The 26,600-nt window shown below is 36.8% G+C and carries 26 protein-coding genes and 2 pseudogenes; 12 read left to right on the top strand and 16 right to left on the bottom strand.

Annotated elements, in window-relative coordinates:
- Positions 1–213: 213 nt before the first annotated feature.
- The 7 genes from FTU46_RS15550 to FTU46_RS15520 all read right to left on the bottom strand — a co-directional run bounded on the left by FTU46_RS15550 (position 214) and on the right by FTU46_RS15520 (position 10,380).
- Entirely contained in the window at positions 214–1,446 is a 1,233-nt protein-coding gene (locus FTU46_RS15550; RefSeq protein ID WP_180105295.1) for a hypothetical protein, read from the bottom strand.
- A gap of 13 nt (positions 1,447–1,459) precedes the next feature.
- Positions 1,460–4,336: a type I restriction endonuclease subunit R gene (locus FTU46_RS15545; RefSeq protein WP_180105294.1), complete on the bottom strand. Its 2,877-nt coding sequence runs from the start codon at positions 4,334–4,336 to the stop codon at positions 1,460–1,462.
- A gap of 72 nt (positions 4,337–4,408) precedes the next feature.
- Positions 4,409–5,230 (bottom strand): DUF6694 family lipoprotein, encoded by an 822-nt coding sequence (locus FTU46_RS15540; RefSeq protein WP_180105293.1) that lies wholly within the window; start codon positions 5,228–5,230, stop codon positions 4,409–4,411.
- Between the two features lie 38 nt (positions 5,231–5,268).
- On the bottom strand, positions 5,269–6,120 hold the full coding sequence (locus FTU46_RS15535; RefSeq protein WP_180105292.1) for a hypothetical protein: 852 nt from the start codon (positions 6,118–6,120) through the stop codon (positions 5,269–5,271).
- A 61-nt stretch (positions 6,121–6,181) separates the two neighbouring features.
- Positions 6,182–7,423 (bottom strand): restriction endonuclease subunit S, encoded by a 1,242-nt coding sequence (locus FTU46_RS15530; RefSeq protein WP_180105291.1) that lies wholly within the window; start codon positions 7,421–7,423, stop codon positions 6,182–6,184.
- Positions 7,423–8,991: a type I restriction-modification system subunit M gene (locus tag FTU46_RS15525; protein WP_180105290.1), complete on the bottom strand. Its 1,569-nt coding sequence runs from the start codon at positions 8,989–8,991 to the stop codon at positions 7,423–7,425. Before FTU46_RS15525 ends, FTU46_RS15530 begins: the two co-directional genes overlap by 1 nt.
- A gap of 219 nt (positions 8,992–9,210) precedes the next feature.
- The gene (locus FTU46_RS15520) at positions 9,211–10,380 is read right to left on the bottom strand and encodes a replication initiation protein (protein ID WP_180105289.1); all 1,170 of its coding nucleotides are present in this window, start codon (positions 10,378–10,380) and stop codon (positions 9,211–9,213) included.
- Positions 10,381–11,310: 930 nt separating this feature from the next.
- Between FTU46_RS15520 and FTU46_RS15515 the strand changes: the two genes are divergently transcribed.
- Together FTU46_RS15515 and FTU46_RS15510 are read left to right on the top strand one after the other, a co-directional pair.
- Positions 11,311–12,096 (top strand): ParA family protein, encoded by a 786-nt coding sequence (locus FTU46_RS15515; protein ID WP_168419344.1) that lies wholly within the window; start codon positions 11,311–11,313, stop codon positions 12,094–12,096.
- A gap of 16 nt (positions 12,097–12,112) precedes the next feature.
- The gene (locus FTU46_RS15510; protein ID WP_180105288.1) at positions 12,113–13,027 is read left to right on the top strand and encodes a ParB/RepB/Spo0J family partition protein; all 915 of its coding nucleotides are present in this window, start codon (positions 12,113–12,115) and stop codon (positions 13,025–13,027) included.
- Between the two features lie 49 nt (positions 13,028–13,076).
- Here the strand turns inward: FTU46_RS15510 and FTU46_RS15505 are convergent, their stop codons facing one another.
- Positions 13,077–13,217, bottom strand: coding sequence for a hypothetical protein (locus FTU46_RS15505; RefSeq protein ID WP_168419345.1), 141 nt, complete (start codon positions 13,215–13,217; stop codon positions 13,077–13,079).
- 282 nt (positions 13,218–13,499) lie between these two features.
- Here FTU46_RS15505 and FTU46_RS15500 point away from each other — a divergent pair, with 282 nt between their 5' ends.
- On the top strand, positions 13,500–14,732 hold the full coding sequence (locus FTU46_RS15500) for an SEL1-like repeat protein (RefSeq protein WP_180105287.1): 1,233 nt from the start codon (positions 13,500–13,502) through the stop codon (positions 14,730–14,732).
- 49 nt (positions 14,733–14,781) lie between these two features.
- Positions 14,782–15,903 (top strand): SEL1-like repeat protein, encoded by a 1,122-nt coding sequence (locus FTU46_RS15495; RefSeq protein WP_180105286.1) that lies wholly within the window; start codon positions 14,782–14,784, stop codon positions 15,901–15,903.
- Positions 15,904–15,957: 54 nt separating this feature from the next.
- Here FTU46_RS15495 and FTU46_RS15490 read toward each other — a convergent pair whose 3' ends face one another.
- From FTU46_RS15490 to FTU46_RS15470, 6 genes and pseudogenes are all read right to left on the bottom strand, one after another.
- Entirely contained in the window at positions 15,958–16,218 is a 261-nt protein-coding gene (locus FTU46_RS15490; protein WP_180105285.1) for a Txe/YoeB family addiction module toxin, read from the bottom strand.
- Positions 16,202–16,468, bottom strand: coding sequence for a type II toxin-antitoxin system Phd/YefM family antitoxin (locus tag FTU46_RS15485; protein WP_180105284.1), 267 nt, complete (start codon positions 16,466–16,468; stop codon positions 16,202–16,204). The genes FTU46_RS15490 and FTU46_RS15485 overlap by 17 nt, the downstream gene beginning before the upstream one ends.
- A gap of 445 nt (positions 16,469–16,913) precedes the next feature.
- A pseudogene (locus tag FTU46_RS16805) lies at positions 16,914–17,111 on the bottom strand (IS3 family transposase); the annotation flags it as partial.
- Positions 17,112–17,354, bottom strand: a pseudogene (locus tag FTU46_RS16800) (transposase); the annotation flags it as partial.
- A 63-nt stretch (positions 17,355–17,417) separates the two neighbouring features.
- Positions 17,418–18,556 (bottom strand): IS3 family transposase gene (locus tag FTU46_RS15475; protein WP_180105283.1). Its coding sequence is split into 2 segments (ribosomal slippage): positions 17,418–18,298 and positions 18,298–18,556, totalling 1,140 coding nucleotides; the frame shifts between segments, so codons are not numbered across the junction.
- Between the two features lie 243 nt (positions 18,557–18,799).
- Positions 18,800–19,282 (bottom strand): hypothetical protein, encoded by a 483-nt coding sequence (locus FTU46_RS15470; RefSeq protein ID WP_180105282.1) that lies wholly within the window; start codon positions 19,280–19,282, stop codon positions 18,800–18,802.
- A gap of 64 nt (positions 19,283–19,346) precedes the next feature.
- Between FTU46_RS15470 and FTU46_RS15465 the strand changes: the two genes are divergently transcribed.
- Both FTU46_RS15465 and FTU46_RS15460 read left to right on the top strand, forming a co-directional pair.
- A complete protein-coding gene (locus tag FTU46_RS15465) occupies positions 19,347–19,586 on the top strand; it encodes a helix-turn-helix transcriptional regulator (protein ID WP_180105281.1) in 240 nt (79 codons plus the stop codon).
- Between the two features lie 785 nt (positions 19,587–20,371).
- Entirely contained in the window at positions 20,372–20,746 is a 375-nt protein-coding gene (locus FTU46_RS15460) for a hypothetical protein (protein WP_180105280.1), read from the top strand.
- Between the two features lie 523 nt (positions 20,747–21,269).
- On the opposite strand, the gene FTU46_RS15455 is transcribed toward FTU46_RS15460, so the two are convergent.
- Together FTU46_RS15455 and FTU46_RS15450 are read right to left on the bottom strand one after the other, a co-directional pair.
- On the bottom strand, positions 21,270–22,565 hold the full coding sequence (locus FTU46_RS15455) for a Y-family DNA polymerase (protein ID WP_180105279.1): 1,296 nt from the start codon (positions 22,563–22,565) through the stop codon (positions 21,270–21,272).
- Between the two features lie 28 nt (positions 22,566–22,593).
- Positions 22,594–23,172 (bottom strand): LexA family transcriptional regulator, encoded by a 579-nt coding sequence (locus FTU46_RS15450; protein WP_180105278.1) that lies wholly within the window; start codon positions 23,170–23,172, stop codon positions 22,594–22,596.
- Positions 23,173–23,630: 458 nt separating this feature from the next.
- On the opposite strand from FTU46_RS15450, the gene FTU46_RS15445 reads away from it, so the two are divergent.
- From FTU46_RS15445 to FTU46_RS15420, 6 genes are all read left to right on the top strand, one after another.
- Positions 23,631–24,437 (top strand): hypothetical protein, encoded by an 807-nt coding sequence (locus FTU46_RS15445; RefSeq protein ID WP_228278815.1) that lies wholly within the window; start codon positions 23,631–23,633, stop codon positions 24,435–24,437.
- Between the two features lie 244 nt (positions 24,438–24,681).
- Positions 24,682–24,969: a BrnT family toxin gene (locus FTU46_RS15440; protein WP_180105277.1), complete on the top strand. Its 288-nt coding sequence runs from the start codon at positions 24,682–24,684 to the stop codon at positions 24,967–24,969.
- Complete coding sequence (locus tag FTU46_RS15435; RefSeq protein ID WP_017402471.1) at positions 24,956–25,270, top strand: BrnA antitoxin family protein; 315 nt, start codon at positions 24,956–24,958, stop codon at positions 25,268–25,270. The genes FTU46_RS15440 and FTU46_RS15435 overlap by 14 nt, the downstream gene beginning before the upstream one ends.
- A gap of 93 nt (positions 25,271–25,363) precedes the next feature.
- A complete protein-coding gene (locus tag FTU46_RS15430; RefSeq protein WP_180105276.1) occupies positions 25,364–25,804 on the top strand; it encodes a hypothetical protein in 441 nt (146 codons plus the stop codon).
- Between the two features lie 119 nt (positions 25,805–25,923).
- Entirely contained in the window at positions 25,924–26,169 is a 246-nt protein-coding gene (locus FTU46_RS15425) for a type II toxin-antitoxin system RelB/DinJ family antitoxin (protein WP_000246756.1), read from the top strand.
- Positions 26,159–26,452 carry a type II toxin-antitoxin system RelE/ParE family toxin gene (locus tag FTU46_RS15420; protein WP_000221358.1) on the top strand — a complete coding sequence of 98 codons (294 nt, stop codon included), beginning with the start codon at positions 26,159–26,161 and terminating at the stop codon, positions 26,450–26,452. The genes FTU46_RS15425 and FTU46_RS15420 overlap by 11 nt, the downstream gene beginning before the upstream one ends.
- The last annotated feature ends 148 nt before the right edge of the window (positions 26,453–26,600 follow it).

Below are 26,600 nucleotides of genomic sequence, written 5' to 3'. Positions count from 1 at the left end.
CAATACCAGCGCACAGCCCAAAGAATGATTTCGCCCTGAAAATGCCGACCATGGAAAGGATTCATATGCTGCACCTTTAGCTAAAACAGTCTTCAGCTTACCATTCGTGGTTATTTGCAACAGTGCCTTTGTTTGTTCTAGGAGCAGAAGTTGTAGTTTTTACCAAAATTCATCCATCATACAACTTCCAAATACAGAATAAGCTAAGAGTATTTAATCAAAATCTAATTTTAAATTTGTATTTCCTTCAACCGTTTCCTTAGCAACAGTTCTTACCCCCTCATCTACATCATTCATCAATCCTAAAGCACATTGATAATGCTCGGCACAAACCTTTCTTACCTCTGGATCTTCATCCTTTATAAGTTGAATGGCACCAGAATAATATTGCGCACAAGCTTTACGAATTTCTACTTCTTCATCATGTAAAAGATCTTCTACACATTCTTCATATTCTAAACAAGCCAATCGAACATTCATGTCATAATCGTTGACTAGTGCTTTTGCAAAATCTTCATCAACTCTTACACATGCCTTCCGTACTTCTGGATCATGGTCTTTAATCAAAATAGCTGCAATATGGTAATTATTTGATTCTTTCAAAGCATTCAACTTTAACTTTGTATTCTGACTTTCCAAAATCATGAATTGAGCATGCTCTGCGATCGCTTCATCTTCATCTGTTAATAATCGAATAGCACAGCTTTCATAAAGCTGGACGCAAGCTGATTTTACCCACCAATTATCTAAATGGTCATCTAAAATAGCTTCTGCCAATCTCTCATCTATACGGCACAGATCTTCTAGCTCTTCATGATCCAAACAATACCAATCATTCTCGTCCAAAAGTCGCTGAATACTTATTTCAACAAGATCATCATCTTTACTATGTACTAGCTTTAAAGCACATGATCTCCAATTTTCCGCACACTTTTCCTTTATCCATTTATCACTTAGCTCTAAACATGTATCAGCGAATTCTTCATCATTCGAAATCTCATATTCTAAAATTTCTCGAGCCTTTTCTTTCTCTTCTGGTATATCTGAATCCAAACCTATTAAGGCAACTGTTTGCAATATAATCGGCTCGTCTTCTTCATTATTCATCAATATAAGTGGATGACATGACTCCCAATTTAGACAAGATTCACGAACATTTGCATTATTATCTTGATACAGATGTCTAGCACATGATTCCCACTTTTCAGCGCATGTCATACGTACTGTCAGATCCTCATCAGCAATAAGCCGCAAAGCTAAAAATTCGTAATGAGCCGCACATAACTGTCTTACTTCAGCATCTTCATCATGGATTAATGTTTGTGCAAAGAGTTCACTCTTTTCAATACATTTCTTTTTTATATCTTTATCAAAGAAAGGGAGATATTTACTTGCTGTTAACTGATCTTTAAGCAAGGCATCGATTTTAGCTTCAATATTTAGCATATCTATTACTTACTCATAGCCCAGTATAAAAGGTCTGAATGAACTGTTTTGTCTTATCCCACAACTGATTAAATACGGTCTCTCTTTCAAAGAGCTTAACTTTAAAGTTCGGTAAATCCTTTAGCTCTTCTTTTCTTGGTAAACGCTTTGTAAATTCGTAGTTTTCCAGAACCGTTTTCATTGCTTCTGGTTTAAGGTTTTCTTGTTCACACAGATGTTGATATGCCTGTTCTTTTTCTGCATCCCAGAACGCAGCAAAAACGCTCTGAACACTCTGTCCATTGATCATCTTCGGCATGTTTTCTTCAATGAACTTCTGAATCAGTTCCTGCTTATCATGCAGGGTAACTTCATTGCCAATAAGATCATGTACCTGTGCTTCGTATTTCTTGCGTTTGGTCTCATTACCACTATCCAATGCCATTTGAAGCAAGTTGATGATATAGCCCACATTAATCCGGTCACTATGTAGCAGATCCAACTGGAAGTCGACATCATCCAGTACAGAGACTTTTTCTTTTTTCGTAGTCTTGCGTACATCACGACATAAGTCAGCGTACTTGGAAGCAAAATTGGCAAAGTGCTGTTTATCTAAAGCAGTCTGGTTCTGATCATATTCGATAAAGGTTTGCAGCTGAGCGTTATAACGCATCACTTCACGGAAGGCCTTAATAAACTCCAACTGCTGATCTTCTGTCATGAGATCATCCACGCTTTGATAATCAGGCGTGATCTTGAGCAACTTCTGAACAGCAGCATCATAATCCTGCTTAATTTCCTCAAAGCTTGGAACCAGTACCACCTTTTGCGCATCTTTATTGGAAAATAGCGCCAGTGCTTCATCTGTCGCACGTTTCAGGTTACGGAAGCAGATAATGTTTCCAAATGGCTTCTTATCGTTATAGACACGGTTGGTACGTGAGAATGCCTGGATCAGGCCATGGTATTTCAGGTTCTTGTCTACATAAAGGGTATTCAATGGCTTGGAGTCAAAGCCTGTCAGGAACATGTTCACGACCAGCAGGATGTCGATCTGTTTCTTTTTGACCCGATCTGCGATATCGCGGTAATAGGCATAGAACTGATCACCAGAATTATAGTTAGTCTTAAACTGCTGGTTGTACTTGGCAATATAACGGTCCAGCTTGCCACGACTGGACTGATTGATCTGGCTAGGAATATCTGCAGCTTCTTCTTGGATCAACCCGTTCTGTTCATCCACAGGCACAGCTTCATTGGCTGCATAGGAGAAAATCGTCGCAATGGTCAGTGGTTTAAAAAGCCTACCCCGCTCTTCATCTTGCTTCTGCTTTTCAGCCTGAACCTTTTCAAACATCTCGTAGTACTGAGTCAGCGTCTCCACCGAACTGACACAGAACATTGCGGTAAATTCACGATTACGGGTTTTGGTATCGTGGATATTGACAATGTAGCGGGCAATCATTTCTAAGCGTTGCGGGTTGTCATACAGTTCTTTGGTATCGATGCCTTCTACATCTTCCTCATAACTTTCATTGGTCGCCATGCCTTTGGCAGTGTATTTGCCCCGATAATCAATCTGGAACTGCAAGACGTTACGATCACGGATGGCATCCACGATCACATACTTATGCAGGCATTCATGGAACAGGTAATCTGTAGTGAGTTTCAGACCAGCCTTTGACTGACTGTTTTCTTCAAAAATTGGTGTTCCAGTAAACCCGAACATCTGGGCATTAGCAAAGAACTTTTTGATGTTCTGGTGAGTATCTCCAAACTGGCTACGGTGGCATTCATCAAAGATAAACACAACTTTCTTGTCTTTTAAATAGTTGATGTATTCCTGATAACGGTCATTACTGATGGCACGATTCAGTTTCTGGATAGTGGTCACAATCAGCTTGTCATGGCGTTGATCAAGCTGTTTCACCAAGGTATGTGTACTGTCAGTACTATCCACACTATCAGCTTTAAAGGCGTTAAATTCTCGGGACGTTTGAGTATCCAGGTCATTCCGGTCCACCACAAACAACACCTTTTCGACATCCGGCATTTTCATGATGATCTGACTGGCTTTAAAGGAGGTCAGGGTTTTGCCTGAACCAGTGGTATGCCAGATATAGCCATTATTTTTAGAGGTTTGCACATGCTGGACAATTTTCTGTACTGCATAGATCTGATAAGGACGCAGTACCATCAGGCTTTTGGTGGTTTCTAGCATGACCATATATTGAGTCAGCATCTGGGTCAGGTGCTGCTGGTTTAAAAAGGCCTCAGCAAAGTCAACAATCTCATTGATGTGTTTGTTACTGATATCTGCCCAAGGAAAGGCAAACTCAATGCCTGTTGTACCATTTGAGTAGTAGCGAGTATTGGCACCATTACTGATGACAAACAACTGGATAAAATTAAACAGCCCCTGTCCTGCCCAGTAGGCTTCGCGGGTATAACGCAGCGTCTGGTTAAAGGCCTCAGCAATCTCCATTCCACGCTTTTTCAGCTCGATCTGGACAAGTGGCAAGCCATTCACCAGGATCGTCACATCAAAACGGCTGGTACGCCCATTGTAGTCACGATGATCGATAGTGATCTGATTGGTGACTTGATAGATATTTTTTGAAGGATCTTCTGAAAGGAAGAAAATGTGCTTGCTTGTACCATCGTCAAACTTGACTGGAAAAAGATCACGCAGATTTTTGGCACGTTCAAATACCGTTCCACTATTCAGAAAGCTGATGACCTGCTTCCACTCCGCCTCTGATAAGGGTGCCAGTCCATTGGCTTGTTCAATCTGCTTTTTGAGATTAGACAGCAGCTGTGTTTCATCTTTGAGTTGGATAAACTGATAACCCAAACCTTGCAACTGAGCGATCAATTCATTCTCAAGTTGTGATTCACTTTGTACTGTCATTATCCCCTCGAACTTATTACTTCAAACTTCTAGATATATTTACTTGATTATTAATGTAAATACTAAAATTTACTACAATAATTTTTCCGCTTTCTCGATGATTTCTTTCTCTGCAGCATACTGTTTTATAGCTTCTGGAACATTCCCTGAAATCAAATATTCTTCAGAAAAATTCTGTGCATATTGTGGAACAATAGTTGCAGTAATGGTTCTTTTTTTAGCATTCTGAGTTTTTAGATCACTCCATTTTCGATAACTCTTATCTAAGGGTGAAGTAAATACATTAATAGTTTCTACCCTATTAGTTACTGTTTCTCCTGCTCTTAACCCGTTACTTTTTTTACCATAGGTATAACTGTCAATTATACCTATCGTTGCATAAGGTTCTTTTTCATCATCTAAGAACAGTGCCACTTCCCATTTAATGGAAGATAAATCATAGCTACTACCATTATGTACATCGAAAGTAATTGCAGGATCTCCCCGTGTAATAAAATCAGGACTTTTACCCAAACGAATGTTGGTTGCTTTTATTTTTGAGAGATCTTGATAGACAGCTGTCCATTCTTTTTCAATCGACTTTAGACGCTCATATTCATCCAATACAGGCTGTTTTCTTTCCTCTACTGCACGCTGAACGATTTTTCTAAATGTTGCATTTTCACCTAGGAGCTCTTTCATTTTTTCAACTGTGGTTACCCCAGTGAAATCCTTTGTACCCAGAGCCCATTCATAAATTTGTATTTCCTCCTCTGAAAGCGCTGCACGTAATGCCTTCGTTGATTCAGTTAAGGTTTCCATACTAGTAAAGTTAAAAGCCGTATCTCGTGGATCTTTACTACACCCACTCATCACTGTCACTGCGAGCAAGGTCGCCATAAGAATTTTTTTCATATTCTTCCCCTCTGTTTTCTTAATTTGCTTTTTTAAAGTTATTTATATTCTTTCTTGGTGACATCAAAATGGAACAATTTAGAATAGTGGACCTTGCGGATCTGCTCATAATCCTCGGTCGGCTTTTCTCCTTTATAGGTCACTTTCAGTGGGAAATACTCAGCGCCATTATTCACAACGTCTAGAGTACTTTCATAGCTATAATACAGCGGAGAATCTTCCTCGTAGCTGCCAGCATTATCTCCACCAGCATCCGCTACACCATAACTATTGATAAAGTCATTTTCAGGGAGGTGCAACGCTTCCCACCACAGTTCTGTCGTTCCTGTGCTGGTGTACCCGTTTTGGAAGATACTACCAACCAAGTTCTTACCCAAAGGCTTTAAGTTCTTAGCAATTTCTTCCAGATCAAGCCCCACACGCCCCCAGCTACCAGAAAATTCGGCATCTTTGGCACTTCGGCTGACCAGTTGATACTGACCATTATGTAGTTTTTTAAAACTAAACAAGTCCGCTGTTCCTGCACAAGCATGGCAAGACACCACATTACCTTCACTACCGACCTGTATCTTTTCAATCATGACTAGATAACGCGATTCCTTGACATTATTTTTATATTCAATTACTGGGTGCATGAGCGCGACAGTTGTATTTTCATCTTCATCCGCCTGTCCCAAGGTAATATGCGGCATTTTGCTCAACTCTTCGTCATCGACATAGCCACGGCTCATCTGACCGCTATAAAACTGGCGCATAATATTCTTAAAGCTCAGATTATCCAGTTGTACCTGTCCCATTTCTACTGCTGGGAATTTTGGGCCTGCAATAGACATTGGTGCAGCAAATAAAATACTGCTGCTAAGAACTACGCTGGTTAATAACTTTTTCACTGTTACCCCCTCTATAAAAAAATAAAAAAGCCAAACTCTAATTTAAGCTTGGCAAAAATCTTTAAACAAACATCTGCTGTAACAAGCCCTTTTTCCACTGTTTAGCTTGTTCAATTTGCTGTGCCACCACTTCAATTTTTTGGTCAATCGTAGATAGAAAATTAGCAATTTTGGTTTGTTCTTCTAGGCTAGGTATTTTCACATCAATTTTTTGCATAGATTTTTGATTGATGCCTTTAGCTGTTGTTCCTGTTGCCAACTCATCAATACGATTTTGAAATTGATCTGATAAAATCAGTTGAAATAAAAATGGATTAAAAACGCATTTCTTATTCGTCTTAAAACATACTACTCGCTGACTTAAAATATATTTTCGATCATCAGGAACTAAAGCTACATTTCCTAAGGGTGCTTCCATTGTAAATATAATGTCATCTTTTACTAAATCACCTTTGTTCATCCAAACTTTATATAAATCTTCTGAACCTAAATGACAATCTGCATCAAAATCAATAAAACCTTTTTTAATATTTAATGCTGATAAACTCTGTATCTCCCCATTTCCCCAATCCATACCTAATTTTTTTGGTGTTTTTCCTCGATAATCCCATAAGTCTTCCATGAGATTTAAAAATTTCGTTTCCTTCCACTCCCCAAACTCACTGCCATCATCCGCTTTAAAACGAATCTGCTGACTAAACAGCTTTTGCATCATGCCCTGTTTATATTGGCTAAGCAGTTCATGTTTTTGGGTCAGTTGGCTAATCTTTTCATCCACGTTCGATAGAAAAGAAGCGATTTTGGTTTGTTCTTCTGAGGATGGTTTATATAACTTAAGGTTTTGTAGGTCAGCAGTATCCAGTTTTCCAGCACCAATACCTGTAGCAGTTACCTTATTTTGAATAGTATTTTCTTTAGCATGTAACCATTGGAACAAAAATTGTGGGGCAAGTTCCTGTTTCGGGCGAATGCATTTTACATCCTGATTAAAAGCGACATCACCTAATGTAATTCCCATAGGTATTTTATTAAACAACATGCTTCCTCTCACCAAAATTAAAATTGAATCTTTTGGTGCTAATTTGGAACCTTTCTGTAGACCTAACCTAGTAATCTTTACATCAGATTCATAAAGCTGATTTGTGTGCATGGAAGCACCACTAATCAATGGAATATCATCACCCCAATATTCAGGAATATCTTTTGCTGGTGTACCACCTGAAGCCCATAAAGTTAATTCAACAAGTTTTGATTCTGTTAAATCCCTATCAAACTCTTTAAAACGTAATTTAGGCACAGCCATTACTTCACCTCCGCAAACGGTGAAACAATCCCAAGCTCGGCACAGAAACCATTAATCACGGCATCAGTCTTTTTGCTTTCTACTTCCAAAGCTTGAAGCTGTTTTGCAATCGCATCTAAATCAATCTCGGCTTCCGCTTCAAAGGTATCCACATAACGCGGAATATTCAGGTTGTAATCATTATCTTTGACTTCCTGCAAGGTCGCCACATGCGCATATTTTTCAATATTTTCACGCTTTTCAAATGCCGCAACAATCTTATCCAAATGCTCAGGCAATAACTTGTTTTGGTTCTTCTGCTTTTCAAAATCATTGCTGGCATCAATAAATAGAATATTGCCGCTCTGCTCACGGTTTTTCTTCAACACCAAAATACAGGTTGGAATAGACGTGCCATAGAATATATTGGCGGGTAAACCAATAATTGCATCCACCACGTTCAACTGTTCAATCAAATACTGACGAATTACGCCCTCGCTCGAACCACGGAACAAGACGCCATGCGGTAACACCACCGCCATCGTGCCGTTGTCATCCAGTTGATACAGCATGTGCTGTACAAACGCCATATCGGCTTTAGAACTTGGCGCCAGTTTGCCATACGCAGCAAAACGTTCATCTTGTAAAAATAACGGATCGGCAGACCATTTTGCAGAAAATGGCGGATTCGCCACCACCGCATCAAACTTTTTATCTAAATGCTGCGGACGGGTTAAAGTATTTTCCTGCTTGATGTCGAACTTGGCAAAATGCACATCATGCAGAATCATGTTCATGCGTGCCAAGTTGTAGGTGGTACGGTTCATTTCCTGACCGTAAATCATATCGACATCTTTCACTTCACGTTTTACCCGTAGCAACAACGAACCTGAACCGCAGGTCGGGTCATAGACTGAACGTAAACGCTCTTTGCCTTGAGTGACAATCTTTGCAAGCAAGGTCGAAACAGATTGCGGTGTATAGAACTCTCCTGCTTTCTTACCTGCACCAGAAGCAAATTCACCAATTAGATATTCGTAGGCATCACCCAGTACATCGGCTTCGGTATTGGAGATATCAAAATCTATGTCGTCTAAATGACTGAGTACTTTTGCTACCAACTCGTTACGATCATTTGCCGTATTCCCTAGCTTGCTTGAATTGAGATCCATGTCCTCAAACAAGTTGGCAAAATCATCGGCTGAATCTGTACCTAAAGTACTTTGTTCAATGGCTTTTAAGGTTGCAGTAAGGTCATCCAGGATAAAGTCACCCTGGCGACCACGTTGAGCAAGCGTATGGAAAAGCTGTTTTGGTGTCAGTGCATAACCAACTTCTTGAATCGCATTCTTTTTAATTTCTTCGATGTATGGCACATGTGCTTCATTATTTTCATCCAGCTCTAAAAAGCTGACATCTTCACCATCGAGCAGTTCATTGGCAAAATTGACTGATTTCTCGGATAGATATTTAAAGAAGATAAAACCCAAAATGTAATCACGGAACTCATCAGCCCCCATTTTCCCGCGTAAGGTGTTGGCGATGTTCCAGAGCTGTTTTTGTAACTGTTGCAGTTGCACCTGGGTCATTGTTATAGCTATCCAATTAAGTAAATCATTAATTGGATGATTTTACATAAAATCACTCATGATGCGGCAGTAAAATAGTTGAATATGACACAATTTGTCGTACTAGTTACTCATAAATAACAGCGCATAATTGATCAGAAAAATTAGTGTAGCAAATTGCTACACTTTTAAAGATCTAGAGATATTCACACATGTGAATGTAGCAAGTTGCTACAGTTTCTAAATAATTTCTTTCCCGAAAATTTCATTTAAACGAGTACGATTAGCCTGAACGAAATCACGATCATTCTTCAGCTTATGTTTCATTTCTTTTTTAAACTCTGCCATAGACAAGCCAGGCTTAGCGAACTCCATTTGAAATAAATTATCGTTTACTATGACATTAGCCTGAGAATCCGTTAAACAACCTTCTGGTTTGAACCACTTCTTCAATTTCTGACTATTTGGATCATTAGCATAGATATACCAAGACCGCACTGTCATATCAAACTTCGCCCCTAGTTCTTTAACCAAATTATTGTCATTAAAATCTACATCCAGATAAATTTTAGTTTTTTCATTTGATTGTGAAATAGCATTTTCTTTTTTGTCATTCAATATTTTGAATCGAACACCAACGATTGGCCGCCCTTTTTTAATGGTGTCATACTCTAATTTCAGACTCGTTTTGCTATTAATTTCCGCTACAATTTTATCGAGAATATAACGCCTAAAATCAACCCAGCGATCATATTTTGTTTCACCAATATCTATCAGCGCCTTCAAACCTTCTAGTGACAATTCTACTTCATAAGTGTCTTGATTGGCGTATTTAAACTCTTGTTTCACAATGTACGAATATAAACTCATACTCGTAACAGAATCCAAGGCAAACAGATCCTTTAATTGGTAAGTAGTAAAATTGCCATTTGCGAGACGGGTAAAATAAGGCAAAACCTCACTGGTGAAACGAATCTGTAAAGCATTTTTTAAATCATCTTCCCAGCGTAATTCGCGAATAATCGGCACTACCGAATGTACTTTTTTCACCTTCCTCTTAGGATCATCAGCCGGCTCCTCAATTACAAAGTGAGCGACACGTGATGAGAGTTCCTTATAAATCCGGTCAATCGCCACATTAATAGAGTTTTTCTTGTTGAGACCTAACAATTCACCAAGATCGTCTTTATGTAAGTAAATATAAGTCTGCTCGGTAATTTCACGATCCTGATTGTTTTTTTCACCATAATTAGCCACAGCCATTGCATATAGCAGAGCCTTATATTCATTGGTAGAAAGTTCAATAGGTCGAATTAAACGATTACTGGTACTCACTACCCCATTCTGTCGGATATTGCCAATGCAATAGGGTAGATATTCTTGTTCTTCTGTGTGGTCAGTGTCTGTCATAAGTGGAAAATTAAAAGTTGTTTTCCCTATTTATACATAAAAGTGGAATACCATTCAACTTCCTCACCTTTTAAGAAATTAATTTATTAGATACACCGCCTAAATTTACTACTATTCATGCCTAAAAGTGGAAGATACGTCATCCTCTCATCTATATTTAGAATAATTCTCAACCATAAAGTGGAATATAATTATTTTTTTCCACTTTATAGTGACAAACTTTCCACTTTTCCCCGGAAAACCCTGTTTAAAAGGTATTCCGTACAGTGTTAATGAGGCAAAAAATACCTTTATAAGTGAAAAAATCAAAAAATTTTCAACTTTTCAGTGACAAGTTTTCCACCTTTAAATGAAATCAAGTACAAAAATTGCCTTTTTCTTGGTCAATATTGATTATTTTTCAACCTATAAATATTAAAAAGTAGACTTATCCACAAAATAAAAATCCATCGTGACAAGTCTTCCACCTTTAAATTAAAAAACAACACTTATCAACAATTTAAATGTTTGATTTTTAAAAATTTTATTTATTAAAAATGCTATTTTTAAAAATGTGGTGACAAACCTTCCACCATAGTGACAAACCTTCCACTTTTAGATGACAGACCTTCCACTTTTTAGTGACAAGTCTTCCACCTTTTAGTGACAAGTCTTCCACCTTTTAGTGACAAGTCTTCCACTTTTTGGTGACAAGTCTTCCACTTTTAAATTCATAAGATATTGTTTATAAAATAAAAAAATGGCTCTTAATTATAATTACTTAATTATATTAATTAATACTAATTTTAAATTAGCTAGCTATGTTTTATTTAGATTTTGAATTGTCTATCTTTTATCAAATAGTGATTAGTAATTTAATATCTACTTAATAAAGTGTAGCAAGTTGCTACAAATTTAACTATATTAGAATAATTCTAATGGGGGTCTGTTATGACAAATAAATCGACTAAAATTATTGCTGTAGCCAATCATAAAGGTGGATGTGGTAAAACCACAACCGTTGTACATTTAGCTTCAGAATTAGCTGATTTAGGCAAAAAAGTTTTAGTCATAGATTTGGACCCACAAGCTAATGCAAGTTTACATATTGGTTCAGAACATCCTAGTGAAGTCGAAACAACATCCGCAGAATTATTGGTCGGAGATGTTGAATTACTTTCTAGTGCTCTTAAAGAAGAAACCAACTTAAAAAATGTATCTCTAATTTATGGTTCTCTTAATTTAGGTAAGACAGAAGATCAACTTAAAGATGATGCTCCAAGACCTTCAGAAGAACTATCAAGTAAGTTAGAAATATTAAAAGGCCTATATGATTATATTTTGATTGACTGCCCGCCAAGTCTAAAACTCTTAACAAGTAATGCATTAGCAGCCTCAACTCATGTCATTATTCCAATCGAGTCTGGATCTCAATATGGACTTTATGGTGTAACAGACTTAATCAATCATTTGAGTAAGATTAGACGAGTCAATCCTCAACTAGAATTGTTAGGGGCTCTTTTAATCAAACATGATGAACGGCAAAATGTTTGCAAACTTATTCGTGATGAAGCTAAAGGACAAGTGGGTGAATTGTTAAAGACGACAATTCCAATGAGTACTAAGGTGAATCAGGCAGCAATTTTGCAACAACCATTGTTAAGCTTAGATAAAAGTTCAAAAGTCCGGAAAGCTTTCCAAGATTTAGCAAAAGAAATTATTGGTCGTGTTGAATAAAAATTCTGAGAATACTATGGTAACTACAAAAGAACTCTTGGCTCAACGTCTTCAGCAAAATACTCAAAAGCATAAAGTTGCTCAAAAAGAGCATGTGAAAGAAGCAAAAGAATTGCGTCGCAATGTACAAATTTCAGATATTCAACCTAGTCCAAATCAGCCGCGAAAAATATTTAATCAACAAGATATTGAAGATTTAGCAGCTTCTATCGAAGAGATCGGATTGCTACAACCCATTGTAGTTCGCAGAGTTGCTGATAAATATGAGCTGATTGCTGGTGAAAGACGCTTAAAGGCACATCAAGTACTCAATAAAAATACAATTGAAGTAATTGTTGTAGATGCATCGGATGAAGAAGTTGCTCTTCTTACTTTGGCTGAAAACTTAAAAAGAGAAGACTTAACTGATTATGAAATTTACATCGGTTTGATTTCTTTAGATGAAAAGCTTAAAAAGAATAAACAGCAGTTAGCTAAGTCTTTAGGCATGAACCGCGAGGATATGTATAAATATTTATCCTACGAAAAACTGCCTGATGAGCTGATTAAAGATATTGAACAAAAACCTGATCTTTTAGCACGAACAGCTGCTACAGCTATTAAAAAGTTTCTTTCTGAGCATGAAGATCATTATGAAAATGCCAAAAAAGCATTATTAAAAGCTTGGGCAAAATTTTTAGCTAAAGAAGTTGAACAAACAAAGTTAGCTGGTCTTGCTGAAAGATTTCTGAAATCAGCTGATAAAAAGGAACCGATTCTTAGTACAGTAGTTCGGAAAATTGAATATGATGGCAAAGTTGCTGGAAATATTAAATTTGATTACAGTACTTTAAAAGTTTCTTTAAAAATGAATGAATTTGATGATGAAAGTTTGCAAGAGCTTGAGAATTTATTAAAAAATATATTATTAAAGTCTAAAAAAGAAGTGTAGCAATTTGCTACACTTCTTTTTTAGACAAATTTGATTAAAGATAAGAAAGTCAGTCAATAATAAATTCCTCATCATTAATTTTAGCTAATTCATCAGCATGGGCATTCTCAGGGGTTAGATCCTTTAATAATGCTTCTTCAGAATAAGGAAATTTACTGAAATGACTTGTGGTTGATTGCAAAGTTTCCATTTTTTAATTGTTAAAACGAATGAACAATAAAATTGTAGCAACTTGCTACATAAAAATTAATCATTATTTTTGAAGTTTATTAGTATGGAAGCTATATCCGATATGGTATACATGTAGAAAGAGAAAAATAATATTTGTATGGAAACAGAAGAGAAACTAATTAAACATCCAAAATCTATATTCTTCTTTAATGTTGTCACTATCCAAAAGTTTATCTGACTAGTTTTTTAATTCAGAAATAAATTATTATCTTAATATCTTGAATTTATAAAAATATTCGACATGAAAATTGATAAAAAATTTTTATTTATATTCATATCATCATTATTTATGCAACCTGCTTTAGCAAATTTCTCTAATTTTGAAGAAGTTCAGATATTGGCTGGTAAAGGTAATGTAGAAGCTCAAACTACACTAGCAATGATGTATCACATAGGGCATGGAGTATCACGAAATTATGCTAAGGCCTTTGAGTTATATAGTAAGGCCGCAGATAGAGGAAATGTCGATGCACAATATGGCCTTGCGTTAATGTACGATGATGGTCAAGGGGTTTCTCAAAATTATGCTAAGGCTTTTGAGTTATATAGTAAGGCTGCAGAGCAAGGAAATTCAGAGGCACAATATAAACTTGCATTAATGTACGACAATGGTAAAGGAGTTTCTCAAAATAATACCAAGGCCTTTGAGTTGTATAGTAAAGCAGCGAATCAAGGAAATATAGGAGCCCAATTTCACTTGGGAGTTATGTATGCCAATGGAATAGGTGTAACTCAAAATTATACTAAAGCATTCGAATGGTATAGTAAGGCTGCAGTTCAAGGAGATGAATCTGCACAATTTACCATTGGCAATTTATATAGAAGAGGAGAGGGGGTAGCCCAGAGTTACGCCAAGGCTTTTGAATGGTATAGCAAGGCTGCAGTTCAAGGAGATAAACAGGCACAATATAACCTTGCCTTAATGTATGTCGATGGTCAAGGCACTACTCAAAGCGATACAAAAGCATTTGAATGGTTTAGTAAGGCTGCAGTTCAAGGGCTTCCTTTGGCACAATATAACCTTGGGCTGATGTATGAGAGAGGGCAAGGTGTAGAGCAAAGTTATTCTAAAGCCCTTGAATGGTACAGCAAGGCAGCAGATCAAGAGGAAGCATCGGCACAATATAACCTTGGGCTGATGTATGCTGATGGGCAAGGGGTGGAACAGAACTATAGCAAAGCATTTGAATATTATAACAAGGCAGCCGTTCAAGGACATTCAGATGCACAAAATAACCTTGGAATACTGTATGCAACTGGGAAAGGAACCATACAAAATAGTGCTTTGGCGAATGAATGGTTTTTAAAAGCTGCGAATAATGGTAATGCAATGGCACAATTCAATATTGGCCAAAGCTATTTAAATGATGGTACGGGAGTACCAAAGAATAGAGTAAAAGCATTGGAATGGTTAAAAAAAGCAGCAGACAATGGACATGCTCAAGCTAAGTTAATGCTTGCGGCAATGCAGTAATTATCTATTGTTTCAAATAGACTTAAACAAAAAATTATCAGGGGGAATAATGAAATTAAATAAAAAACCATTATTGGTAATTACTTTATCTTTGTTTATTAGTTCTGCTTTTGCTAATACAGATAATTTACAAGAAATTCAGCAAGAAGCTCTCCAAGGAAATATGTTGGCGCAAGGTTTACTTGGATGGAAGTATGCTAATGGTGAAGGTGTCGCCCAGAGTTATGACAAGGCTATTGAGTGGTATAACAAGGCAGCTGATCAGGGATATGCAACTGCACAATCTGCGCTTGGATTTATGTATATACAGGGTGAAGGGGTAGCACAGAGTGATGCCAAGGCCTTTGAATGGTTTAAAAAGGCAGCTGATCAGGGAGAAAAAATTGCTCAATCTAAACTGGGGATGATGTATGCAACCGGCCAAGGTGTAGCTCAAAATGATACCAAAGCTTTTGAATGGTATAGCAAAGCTGCAATTCAAGGGGATGTAGATGCACAATACATCGTTGGAATGATGTATGCCAATGGAGTAGGCGTAGCTAAAAATGATATCAAAGCCGTTGAATGGTATGATAAGGCTGTAGCTCAAGGTTATGCCCCTGCCCAATATAATCTTGGGGTAATGTATTACAGTGGTAGAGGAGTAACTAGAAGTGCCAAAAAAGCATTTGAGTTACACCATAAAGCTGCCATGCAGGGAGAAGTAGATGCACAAATGAGCCTTGGCATGTTGTATCAGTATGGAGATGGTGTAGAACAGGATTATGGAAAATCTATTGAATGGTATAGCAAAGCCGCTGTTCAAGGACATGTATATGCCCAATATAATCTTGGATGTTTGTATTACGCTGGCGAAGGTATTACTCAAAGTTATACAAAAGCCTTGGAATTTTTCCGAAAGGCTGCAGATCAAGGACTTGTTGATGCGCAAAATAACTTAGGAGTAATGTATATGAATGGTCAAGGTACTCCACAAAATTTTGCATTGGCGAATGAATGGTATTTAAAGGCTGCAAATAATGGCAATACAATGGCTCAATTTAATATTGGGATGAGCTATTTAAATGGTGATAATGGATTGCCCAAGAATCGCGTACAAGCATTACAGTGGTTAAAAAAAGCAGCAGATAATGGACATGCACAGGCTAAGTTGATGCTTGTTGGACTTTAGACAAAAGGAAAAACATTAAAGAGATCTGACTCTTGTTAAGGCAGGGATTATTATTCAATAATGAAAACGGCACTGAACTATGCTCAAACGTTCATCCGTCACTTCATAAACTAGCCGATGCTTTTCATCAATTCTACGGCTCCAGAAGCCTGAAAGATTCGCCTTCAGAGGTTCAGGTTTCCCAGTACCTTCAAATGGTGTACGTAGACACTCTTTGATCAAAGTATTTATTCGCTTGAGTACCTTTTTGTCTTGTGTCTGCCAATAAAGATAGTCTTCCCAGGCGTTATCCGTAAATTCAATCGTCCGATTCATCTTCAATGAGATCCCTTGTATTAGTGCGGGATGCACGTAATTGAGCGATTGATTCATTTAAACGAGCAGCATTATTCGGAGAGGAAAGTAGATGAAGTGTTTCCATTAAGCTGTCATAGTGTTCTTGCCCCATAACAACTGCATGACTTCCTTCTTTACGAGTAATTACCGCAACATCCGCATCTTCAATCACTTTATCTAAAACGGATTTTAGATTGTTACGTGCATCTGTATATGTAAATACTTGCATGTTTTGCATTTCCTATTAAATGTTTAGCCTTAAACAATAGATGTGGTCACTTCACTGATCTAGCATTGGTTAGTTAGCACTTTGGCTCATAGATTCGCTATAGATACTTTATATGGACACTTAGTTTCAAAAATGGCTTTCGAGTCTCTGTTTGCAAAAACATATTTTTGTACAGAATTCTGTACAAGTTAAAATGTACAATATTCTGTACAACAAGTAAAGTCCTCCTGATTTTTTAGTTATGATTATGTTCAGAAGCCGGAAAATTGAGAGAGGAGGTAGAAAAACAATTTGATTCTTTTGAAAGGGTCGCTTTTGGACCTGACTTCTAATATCTAAGGAGAACAGAAATCTCTGCCTAAGAATAAATAAGAGTAAGGAACGGCAAGAGTTAACCTCAACTAACTTGTAAAATCATACAGAAGGATGAATAGCTACCAAAATTCTAGATACAAATAACCATCTTTTGATGGGCCTTTTCATAACCTAATGGAGAACGCCGACCATTAGAACTATGTCTGCGTTTTGAAGTGTAGAACATTTCAATATATTCAAAGATATCTGATTTCGCTTCAGTTCTTGATGCATAGATTCTCTTCTTAATTCTCGCTCGTTTTAATAGCTGGAAAAAGCTTTCCACAACCTTTAATATGTCCCCTTCTTTAGTAATCCGTTGTAGCTCTTTTTTTAATTTTGTTAATTCTGCACTTGAATTATTAAATTCTGTTGTCTTGGGCTGTTGAGGATCATAGCGTTTAATCTAGGCATACAGACTATGTGTGGTGGTTCCTAAATGTGCAGCAACTTCGGCCACCCTACGACCTTTCTCAGTGACTTGTTTTACTGCTTCTATTTTAAATTCTTCTGGGTATCGTTTACTGCTCATAAGCACCTCTTTAATTAACCATTTTATCTGGACTGCTCCCAGTATCCTAGACACGAGACGGCCTCATTTTGAAGCTGCCTCAAAGGCTTCCGGACTCATCCCATCGAGATGTGAATGACGCCTGATTCGATTGTAAAACATCTCGATGTAATCAAATACATTTGCACGAGCCATTTCTCGTGTTTTATAGATCCTCTTTTTAATTCTTTCCTTCTTCAAGCTGCTAAAAAAGGATTCAGCAACAGCATTGTCCCAACAGTTTCCACGACGACTCATACTCGGAACTAAATTATGCTTCTGACAGAATTTCTGCCAGTCTCCGCTACTGTATTGTGAGCCTTGGTCTGAGTGTATGATCACAGGTTCATTGGGTCTGCGTCGCCATACCGCCATTAAAAGTGCATCCAAAACGATATCCTTGGCAAGCGTAGGTTTCATTGACCAACCGATGACTTTTCTCGAATATAAATCGAGAACCACAGCCAGATATAACCAGCCTTGCCAGGTGCGGATGTAGGTAATATCAGTCACCCAAGAGGTATCCGGTGTGTTTACAACAAATTCTCGATTTAAATGGTTAGGTGGCACAATCTGAGGACGACCACGACCATAGCTTTTATGCTTCTTATATCCTCGAACAGCGGCAATACCATTGTGCTTCATGATCTTCAGCACACGATTAGGTCCACAGCTTTCACCTAGCTCTTTAAGATCCAGCGTAATGCGACGATAACCGTAGATGCCATAACTGGCATCATAAGAAGAACGGATGAGCTGTAATAACCGCTTATCTTCAATAGTCCTGCCTGATTCGGGTTCATGCAACCAAGCATAGTAGCCAGCACGAGCAATCTTAAGAACCCGACACATCGTTTTAATCTTAAATTGATGGCTGTATTCCAGGATAAACTGATACTTTACTCGGGCAGGCTTGCAAAGTACCTTGCGGCCTTTTTTAGAATATCCCGTTCCTCTTCAGTTTGTTTGAGCTGACTTTTAAGGCGAAGGATTTCTTTCTTTGCTTCGAGTAGTTCATGTTCATCAGGGTTGTTGCGTAAAGGCTGTACGGCCTTTAGCCATTTATAAATGCTGTGCTGTGATACACCTAAACGTTCTGCCACATCGGTGACAGAATATCCACGTTCAGTAATCAATTTAACAGCTTCATCTTTAAATTCTGGGGTGTATCGTTGTCCACTCATAATGTTCTCTCCTATGCAAAAAGAATAGACGAAATTTGTCTAGGAGAGTGGTGGCAGTCCATATCTAACTAAGAGGTGTCTACAAAATCGGTGGCTATTCAATTTAAAAATTTATATAGAAACTTTTATTCGAAGCCCAGAGACCAGATCTGGGCTTTTAGTCTATTTACACTCAGATTTCGAAACTTAGTTAAGCCTAAAACAGTTCCATGTATTTTATTTAGGAAAGAACAATATCTAGAACTACTGATAGATATCCACTAGGTCACTAATAATAAAATCCCATTGGTTTTCTGAAATCTGCAGGAAATCAATTTTTCCCTCAAAAAGAATATTTAGCCTGTCAATGATAGTCTGCGGATGTCTTTCCAGGATCTGAGCGATTTCATTAACTGAGGCTTCATTTTCAAGCATCTCTAATAACACGGAAATATCACTTTCAGTCCAAAGCTTGCCATGATTTTTAGGAAGGTTATTGGCTTCGGCAATATAACGATGATAGAAAGATTTTACATCTCCCCAATACATATCAGTAATGGGCTCATCATTGCTAATCTGAACATATTTCCCACTTTTAGGCCATAGAAACCACTCACGACCTTTATACGAAATATAGCATTTGGAAGCTGTAATCTGCTCGAAATCTACACCTGGAGTATTCTGAATTCTCGTTAAGTGTTTTTTTAAATTTTCCTCCCTTAGAGCCTTCTGATTTATCTCATTCATATGTTTTCCTTTAATTTAAAATATCCTATTTTGGGATATTTTGAATTGTAACTGATATTGGGGCATGCGCTCAATACATGACCCTCGGTATAAAACCCTTATTCAGAAACTAATCGAATTACGTGAGTCTAAAAATATGACTCAGGTTGAGCTTGCTCGTCGGTTAGAAAAGCCTCAGTCTTATGTCTCAAAAATAGAAATTTTAGAAAGACGCATGGATGTAATTGAGTTGATAGACTGGTTAGCTTGTTTAGATGAAGATGCAGCACTTTTTTTCAGCAACTTTTTAAGAAACCTAGATTAGCAGTTGATGTGCACTATCTTTTTTCAGCTTATTAAAATGAGTATCTGAAACAGATCAAATCATAACTTTTTAACTCCAATTTTGCTGACAAAACTGAACCAATAGAGAAGTTTTTAGTCAGAACAGGGGGCCTTTAGAAACGCTGCGATTGCTTGGTGAAAATGATCAATTTCAGATTTAGAACAGAGTAGGGTACACTATTGTTTTCTGGCGAGAGTTAATATCTCTCAGAGCTAGAAAAAACGTCAAAAATATAAATTTTTTGAAGAGACGTTTATCTTTACTTTTAATAATTATGAGTCATTTTGAATGAACTCATGCTACTTACTTTCGCTATCATCGAAGGCCAACCACCCACCCTCTAATAAAAAAATATCAAACAGCATTCTGCCAATTACTAACTGAAATTTGGGACTAAATTTAATACCGGACCGGCACACGCCGGAAATTATCTTGTCACACACCACGCATCTAATGATGCAGTCACGAATCCCATGCAGCACAAGGGTTTCAAAGGTTTTTGAAATAAAAGCGAGGCGCTACCAAAAATGCAAAAAAAAACGTATAAGCTCTTAATAAATATTAATTTTATGTGATACCACTAGGGCTACCACAAAAACAGCGTAAAATGTGATATAAATATTTTAAAAACAAATAGTTAGGGTGGTAGCGTAAGAAAAATTATGGGGCTACCATAATATTAGTGGTTTTTTATATTTATCAATACTTTATGTGCTACCGCTAACTATAAAAATATTTAATCCCAAAAATGATAAAAATTAAAAATGACGATCACCTCAACTCGTAAATTTGGCATTCGATTAGATAATAATATTGCTAATGAATATGTTGCTATGGCAGAAGCCAGAGGCATAAGTCCCTCAACATTACTGAGGGAGTTGCTAACCAGTAATTTGCATTTAGCATTGTTCAAATTTGAGATCTATAAATTAGAAAAACGCTTAGATGAACATAGCAAAATGGTCATGGATACCACGAACAAAATTGTTGCTACAGAGCAAATACAGAGAGATATGGCTAGAATGTATTTGATGATGCTTTGGCTGCTTAGAAGTCAGGGAAGTACACGTGAAAACCTGGAAGATTTACAACAACGCGCAGAAGTTTATTATCAGAAGTATTATAAAAAGAACAACTAATATGCATAGGGAAATATGGCTGAAGATTTTCTCTTCTCAATGATTTTTTGGGGAATGCATGGCTCAAATTATTTATGATCTTTTTTCGATTTTTTGAAGATTTTATGTCGGTAGAGGAGAGACTCTAAACATGTTTTTTTTGGCTTTTTTGTCAGTTTATTCATGTTTAGCTCTGAGTGGTATTTGAGAAAAATGATGTCGATTTGCTGGTCTTCAATACACTGAGATTTTTTAGATGTTGGTGTATTTTTGTTGCTTTGGTAGAGCCTAAAAATTTAGATTTTTTGTGCAAAACAGTCCAAAAATTTAAGCAACAATTCGCTATGGAAGGGAGACATTTTATGTTCTAAAAAATGCAGATGATGAGCTTATAGATAACTAGAGATTTGTAGATCTTGAAGAGATTGTTGATAAGAAAGACATGCATTTTTTCTCAAAACAGCATGGTCAAAATTTATAGTTTAATAGGTATATCTCCGTACTTTCGGGCGTGAGATGAAACAGGTTTTTGGATGTAAAAATATTATTTTACTACTAGTAGTTGATCCCATCGAAAATAGTTTTGTGAGAGCCGATCTCTCGACATACTCCATCTTCGGTTCGGTATCATGCTTGCCCCTAAAGCGAGTTTATTCTTGCCGTACTTACTATGAATTTTTTCCAGTGACTCCATTAAAGTATCACTGATTTCCACGTGCTTCATATCAGTAAACATGTCATAGATATGGTTTGCCTTTTGTTCTAAACAGGTCAGGATCACCCCACATTTTTTGAAGCCGATATCTTTTGCATATAGGCCATCAATCATTGCTGTAGCCAGTTTAGAAAGTACGAGTAAATTGTCAGTGGGTTCAGGTAGAGCTAGAGACAATGACTTGTTGTAAAAAGGCTTGGAACTATCAAATGGGTTGGATTGCACAAAACCAATGAGACACCCACATAAGAGTTGATCCTCTCTAAGTCTTTTCACTGCATCCATGACATAGAGGGACATCGCTTCCTTAAGATCATCAATATGGTAGATCCGTTGTCCAAAGGAACGACTGGAAATAATCTGTTGTTTTGATGGCGGAGTATGTTCTAGTTCAATGCAGGAAACACCCTTTAGTTCTAATAAGGTGCGATGCATGACAATTGAAAACTGATCTCTGATCATCAATGGCGAAGACTGGACAAAATCCATGACAGTATGAATACCCATACCATTAAGCTTCTTAGAATGCTTGCTCCCTACACCCCAGATTTCACCCACCTCTATCGACTGGTATAGCACTTCTACTGAACACGGATCCATAGCAATCAAGTTGCAGGCTCCATTCAGATATGCATTTTTCTTTGCAATATGGTTGGCGAGTTTTGCCTCTGTTTTGGTTCGGCCAATACCGATACATACTGGTAGACCAAGCCAGGATAAAATGCGCTGACGCATTTGTTGCACATATTCAGTCAAATCATAGTTTTCAGTATAAGCAGTCAGATCTAAAAAACACTCATCAATGGAATACACCTCCTGTTCTTTGGGAGATACAAATTCTGAAAGTATTTTCATGAATCTGCGTGACATCTCTGCATATAAGGCATAGTTGCTAGACAGCACTTGTACGTTATGTCGTTCCACAATATCTTTGATCTGAAAAAGAGGTACTCCCATCTTTATTCCTAAATCCTTGGCTTCCTGCGAACGGGCGACAGCACAGCCATCATTGTTAGATAAGACAATGACTGGCTTGTTATTTAGACTTGGATTAAAGACCCTTTCACAACTCACATAGTAGTTATTAATGTCCACCAAGGCATAGACTTTCTTTTTATATTCCATGTCTTAAACCAAAAGGCTAATTATTGATTTATTTACGCTTCTTGAGTGGCTTTAGAACATAGGTGACTACACCCCAAATCACCATTTCTTGGCCATCTTTCAGGTGAATATCCGAATAGTCAGGGTTTTCTGCCTTGAGCCAGCGTTCATCACCCTCGATCATCAGGCGTTTGACCGTAAATTCATTATCAATCAATGCAATCACAATATCTTCATGTTTGGCTTCCAGACTGCGATCTACGACTAGTTCATCATCTATATCGATACCTGCGTCACGCATTGAAAGCGAAGCGACTTTCACAATGAATGTAGCTGCCTCATTCTTGATGAGGTGTTCATTCATATCCAAGGTTTTATCTACATAATCTTGGGCAGGGGAAGGAAAACCAGCGGCTACTTTTTCAGCAGCCAAAGGAATATGCATAGTTGTGCTTGGATTAACCAACGTAATAGAAGCAACATCATTGAACTTAGATTTCTTTGAGTTGCTGAGGTAGTTCTTGATTTCAATTACCAGGGATTCAGGAATACGCATAACCTTTGTAGGTTCATCGTATACAAATTTTCGTCCGGCACCTTCTCTACGACCACCACGTTGACTGACCATCGAAACTATCCCCTGAATATTTTGAATACGTAACAAATTCAAATATAGGTTGTAGAGAATGCTAAGGCAATGAAATCATGACAAATGGTGTGTTTTTTTTAAGTTTCTTATATTTAGTAAAAGAATGAAGTGAACAAATCTTGAATGACATAGCTACCTTAACGCTAGGAGTACAGAAGTTGAAGTTCATTGTACTTTGGAAATAATGAGCCTTTTATCCGATAAAAGGTATGAAACTTCTCACATAGTGAGCATCGCAAGTAACAGCTTCCTAAACTCTAAAAATAGGATATTTCTATTTTGGGTTTACAATTCAAGTTCGCATAAGAGATTTTATGTTAATCAGATGATTAAAAGGCCCATAAATAGGGCCTTTCGCATAACGTGTATTATGTTAATTTTAGGGAAATTTAACTATTCTGATTTTGCTGAAATCATAAATTTATAAGAGATAAATAATGCTAATAAAAAGATATTGGATTATTTCCTCGTATGTCCTGTTACTTATTGGATGTACATCAAAAGATATTTCAAAAGATATTCCTAAAGAAGGGGAAATAGTGACATGGAAGCAGAATCCAAATTTGATAGTAAAAGCAAAGCTTGGTCCACGTAGAAAACATATTCCTGACCAATTTGATAATGAATTTTATCGCCCTGAACGTGAACATTATTTAGGGCAGTTTCCAATTGACTATATTCCTGAAAAATTTCCCGCTATAACTCAAGAGGAAGCAAATACTTTACCAATGCCTGACTCTAATCGACAATTAGAATTTTATTTAACTTTCAATAGGGAAAAAATAGAAGCTACGGATGGTTTTGCACCTGATCATAAAGATCAGGTACGAGTACGAATAAAAGGTTTAGGTTTAGAGATGAGGGAAAATAATACTGATACAAAAAAAGTAATTCTTAATAATATTACTCCGGAATATGTCAAGATGGATTCGAAATTTAAAAAATTCGGCTTGGAATGTTATCGGAGGATTTTTTCTGATGAATATCTATTTTGTTATGCAGATTCGAATATTCCAAATGTTTCTGGTGTCTTTCTTAAAGTTAATACAAGAGGAAGAAGACCAGAAAATGGAGAATCAATTGAAATAATAGGAAATAACTATGAATCAAATAAGTATGGGGATATATGGGTTCAATGGGAAACTAATTTAAACAATTGGGAGAAATGGCAAGATATTGATAATGCAATATGGCGCTTATTAGACACATGGAACTCAGCTCCATCATCTCAAAAAAATAACTAAATTTTACTTATTTAACATAATGGCAGTTATACGAAGTACACTTGTATATTAATATAAATATCAATAGCTTAAAAATTTAACGCTAACCAAGAAATGTACAAAAAGCCGATTTTGAAACAAATCGGCTTTTTTATGAGCAATTTTGATACTTTCTGCCAATAAATTTGACTAAAAATTACGCTTTTCAACTTGAGTGATACAATTTTGTGATACATTATTGTATATACAAATTTGAATGTTTTTTATGGAACAGTATTTTGAATGGAATGAGGCTAAGAATCGAAAGAATCAGAAAAAGCATGATATCTCTTTCGAAACTGCAAGCCTTGTTTTTGAAGATCCTCTAAGGATCTCAATCCAGGACAGACATACCGATGGCGAAGAACGTTGGCAGACCATTGGAAAAGTGAAAGGCGTACTAATGCTCTTAGTAGCTCATACCATCTTTGATGAAGATGACTGTGAAATCATAAGAATTATTAGTGCAAGACAGGTAACAAAAGCGGAGCGAGATAAATATGAGCATGGTTAGACACTCACGCAAAGAACTGAATGAAAAATTCAGCGACAAACAAGATGCTGAAATTCAACGCTTGCTTGCTAAAGGCACGGTTCCTGATGATCAGCTAGATCTATCAGATATGCCTGAAATTACAGAATGGAGCAATGCTGTACGCCATAATCAATTCTATCGCCCAGTGAAGCAACAGACTTCCATTCGTTTAGATGCTGATGTACTTGCATGGTTTAAAGCTCAAGGCAAAGGTTATCAGACACGTATGAATGAAATCTTACGGGATGCTATGCTGAAAGAATTAAAAAATCATCAATAAAAATGGGAGCTTAGGCTCCCATTTTTAGATCCGTATAACGTGTATTATGTTAATTTTAGAAATATTAAAAATAAAATTTTAAAAGGAATGCAGATGGATCTTTATCATAGAAGAGTACTTTTAATTGGAGCACTTTTATTATTTTTTTTATTTTTAATTTTTAAAATTTTATTTTCTATCTTTGTATCAAAAATGGTAGATAAGCAATATGAACAGGGAAACTTTAAAGTTGGAGAAATGTGTTATCTAGGTTATAAGCCCCATTCAAGAAAATCTACAGGAGCATATATCTCGATAGATAGTTATTATTTTTTAGTTGATGGTTTAAAGAGCCAGAACTTAGTTAGACCCTATTTTCCATTTAAGAAGCAATTTCCAAATTTTATAAAAAAAATGGATAGAACAAAATGTTATAAAGCTGAATATATAGAAGTAAGTATTTTATTCTACAAGCAGAGAATGATATATCAATTAATTGATTTTAATGACTTTGTTTTGCAGATTCATGATGAATACCCTATAACTTCTAAATGAATAATTCTATGAGTCGAGCCTTTTATCATCGATTTAACATAATGGCGGTTATGCGAAGTCGACTTGTAATGCAATTTGCATTACACTATTCCTAGTACATTAAATACTTGGGAAATATGATGGCTACTGTTAACTTCAGGGTCGATGAAGCCCTTAAAGAAAAATCTTATTCAATCCTTAAAGAGCAAGGTATTGCACCTACGGATTTCTTCACTAGTATTCTTGAGTATGTTGCTACGACTGGGAAACTGCCTGTCAAAAAAGCTTTGCTTTCGGAAGAAGATGAAGAATTATTAGCTCTTGTCCGTAAGCGCATTAATGATCCTAAAGAGATGTTTGAGGAAGTCACATTAGATGACTTATAAGCTTTTACGTCACAAGGACTTTACAGCAGAATGGGAAAAACTCCCTGTTGCTATACGAGATCAATTTAAAAAGAAACTAGCCAAAGTCATAGAGCAGCCACATATTCCAAAGAATATGCTTAGAGGCGATCTTGCAGGTTGCTATAAAATCAAATTATTAAAAGCTGGTGTCCGACTTGTCTATCAAGTTAAAGATGATCAGGTAGTTATACTGCTCATTACCGTCGGAAAACGAGCTGATAGCATAGTTTATGATGAAGCGAAAAAGCGAATTAAAGACTAAAAATGGGAGCTTATAGCCCACTGCTGTCCCACAATTTTTCACAAGAGGAAGCTCATTTGAGCTTCCTCTTGTTTTATGGGTATTTTATCGGGTGAAAATAAAGCTTTTAAAGTTCTTCTTTCAAACAAATTCACTTGAATTATTCTGA

The organism is Acinetobacter sp. YH12108, from assembly GCF_013419055.1.
Taxonomy (GTDB): Bacteria; Pseudomonadota; Gammaproteobacteria; order Pseudomonadales; family Moraxellaceae; genus Acinetobacter.
The sequence above is the reverse complement of the archived record's forward strand: the minus strand, read 5'-3'. Positions and strand labels throughout refer to the sequence as shown.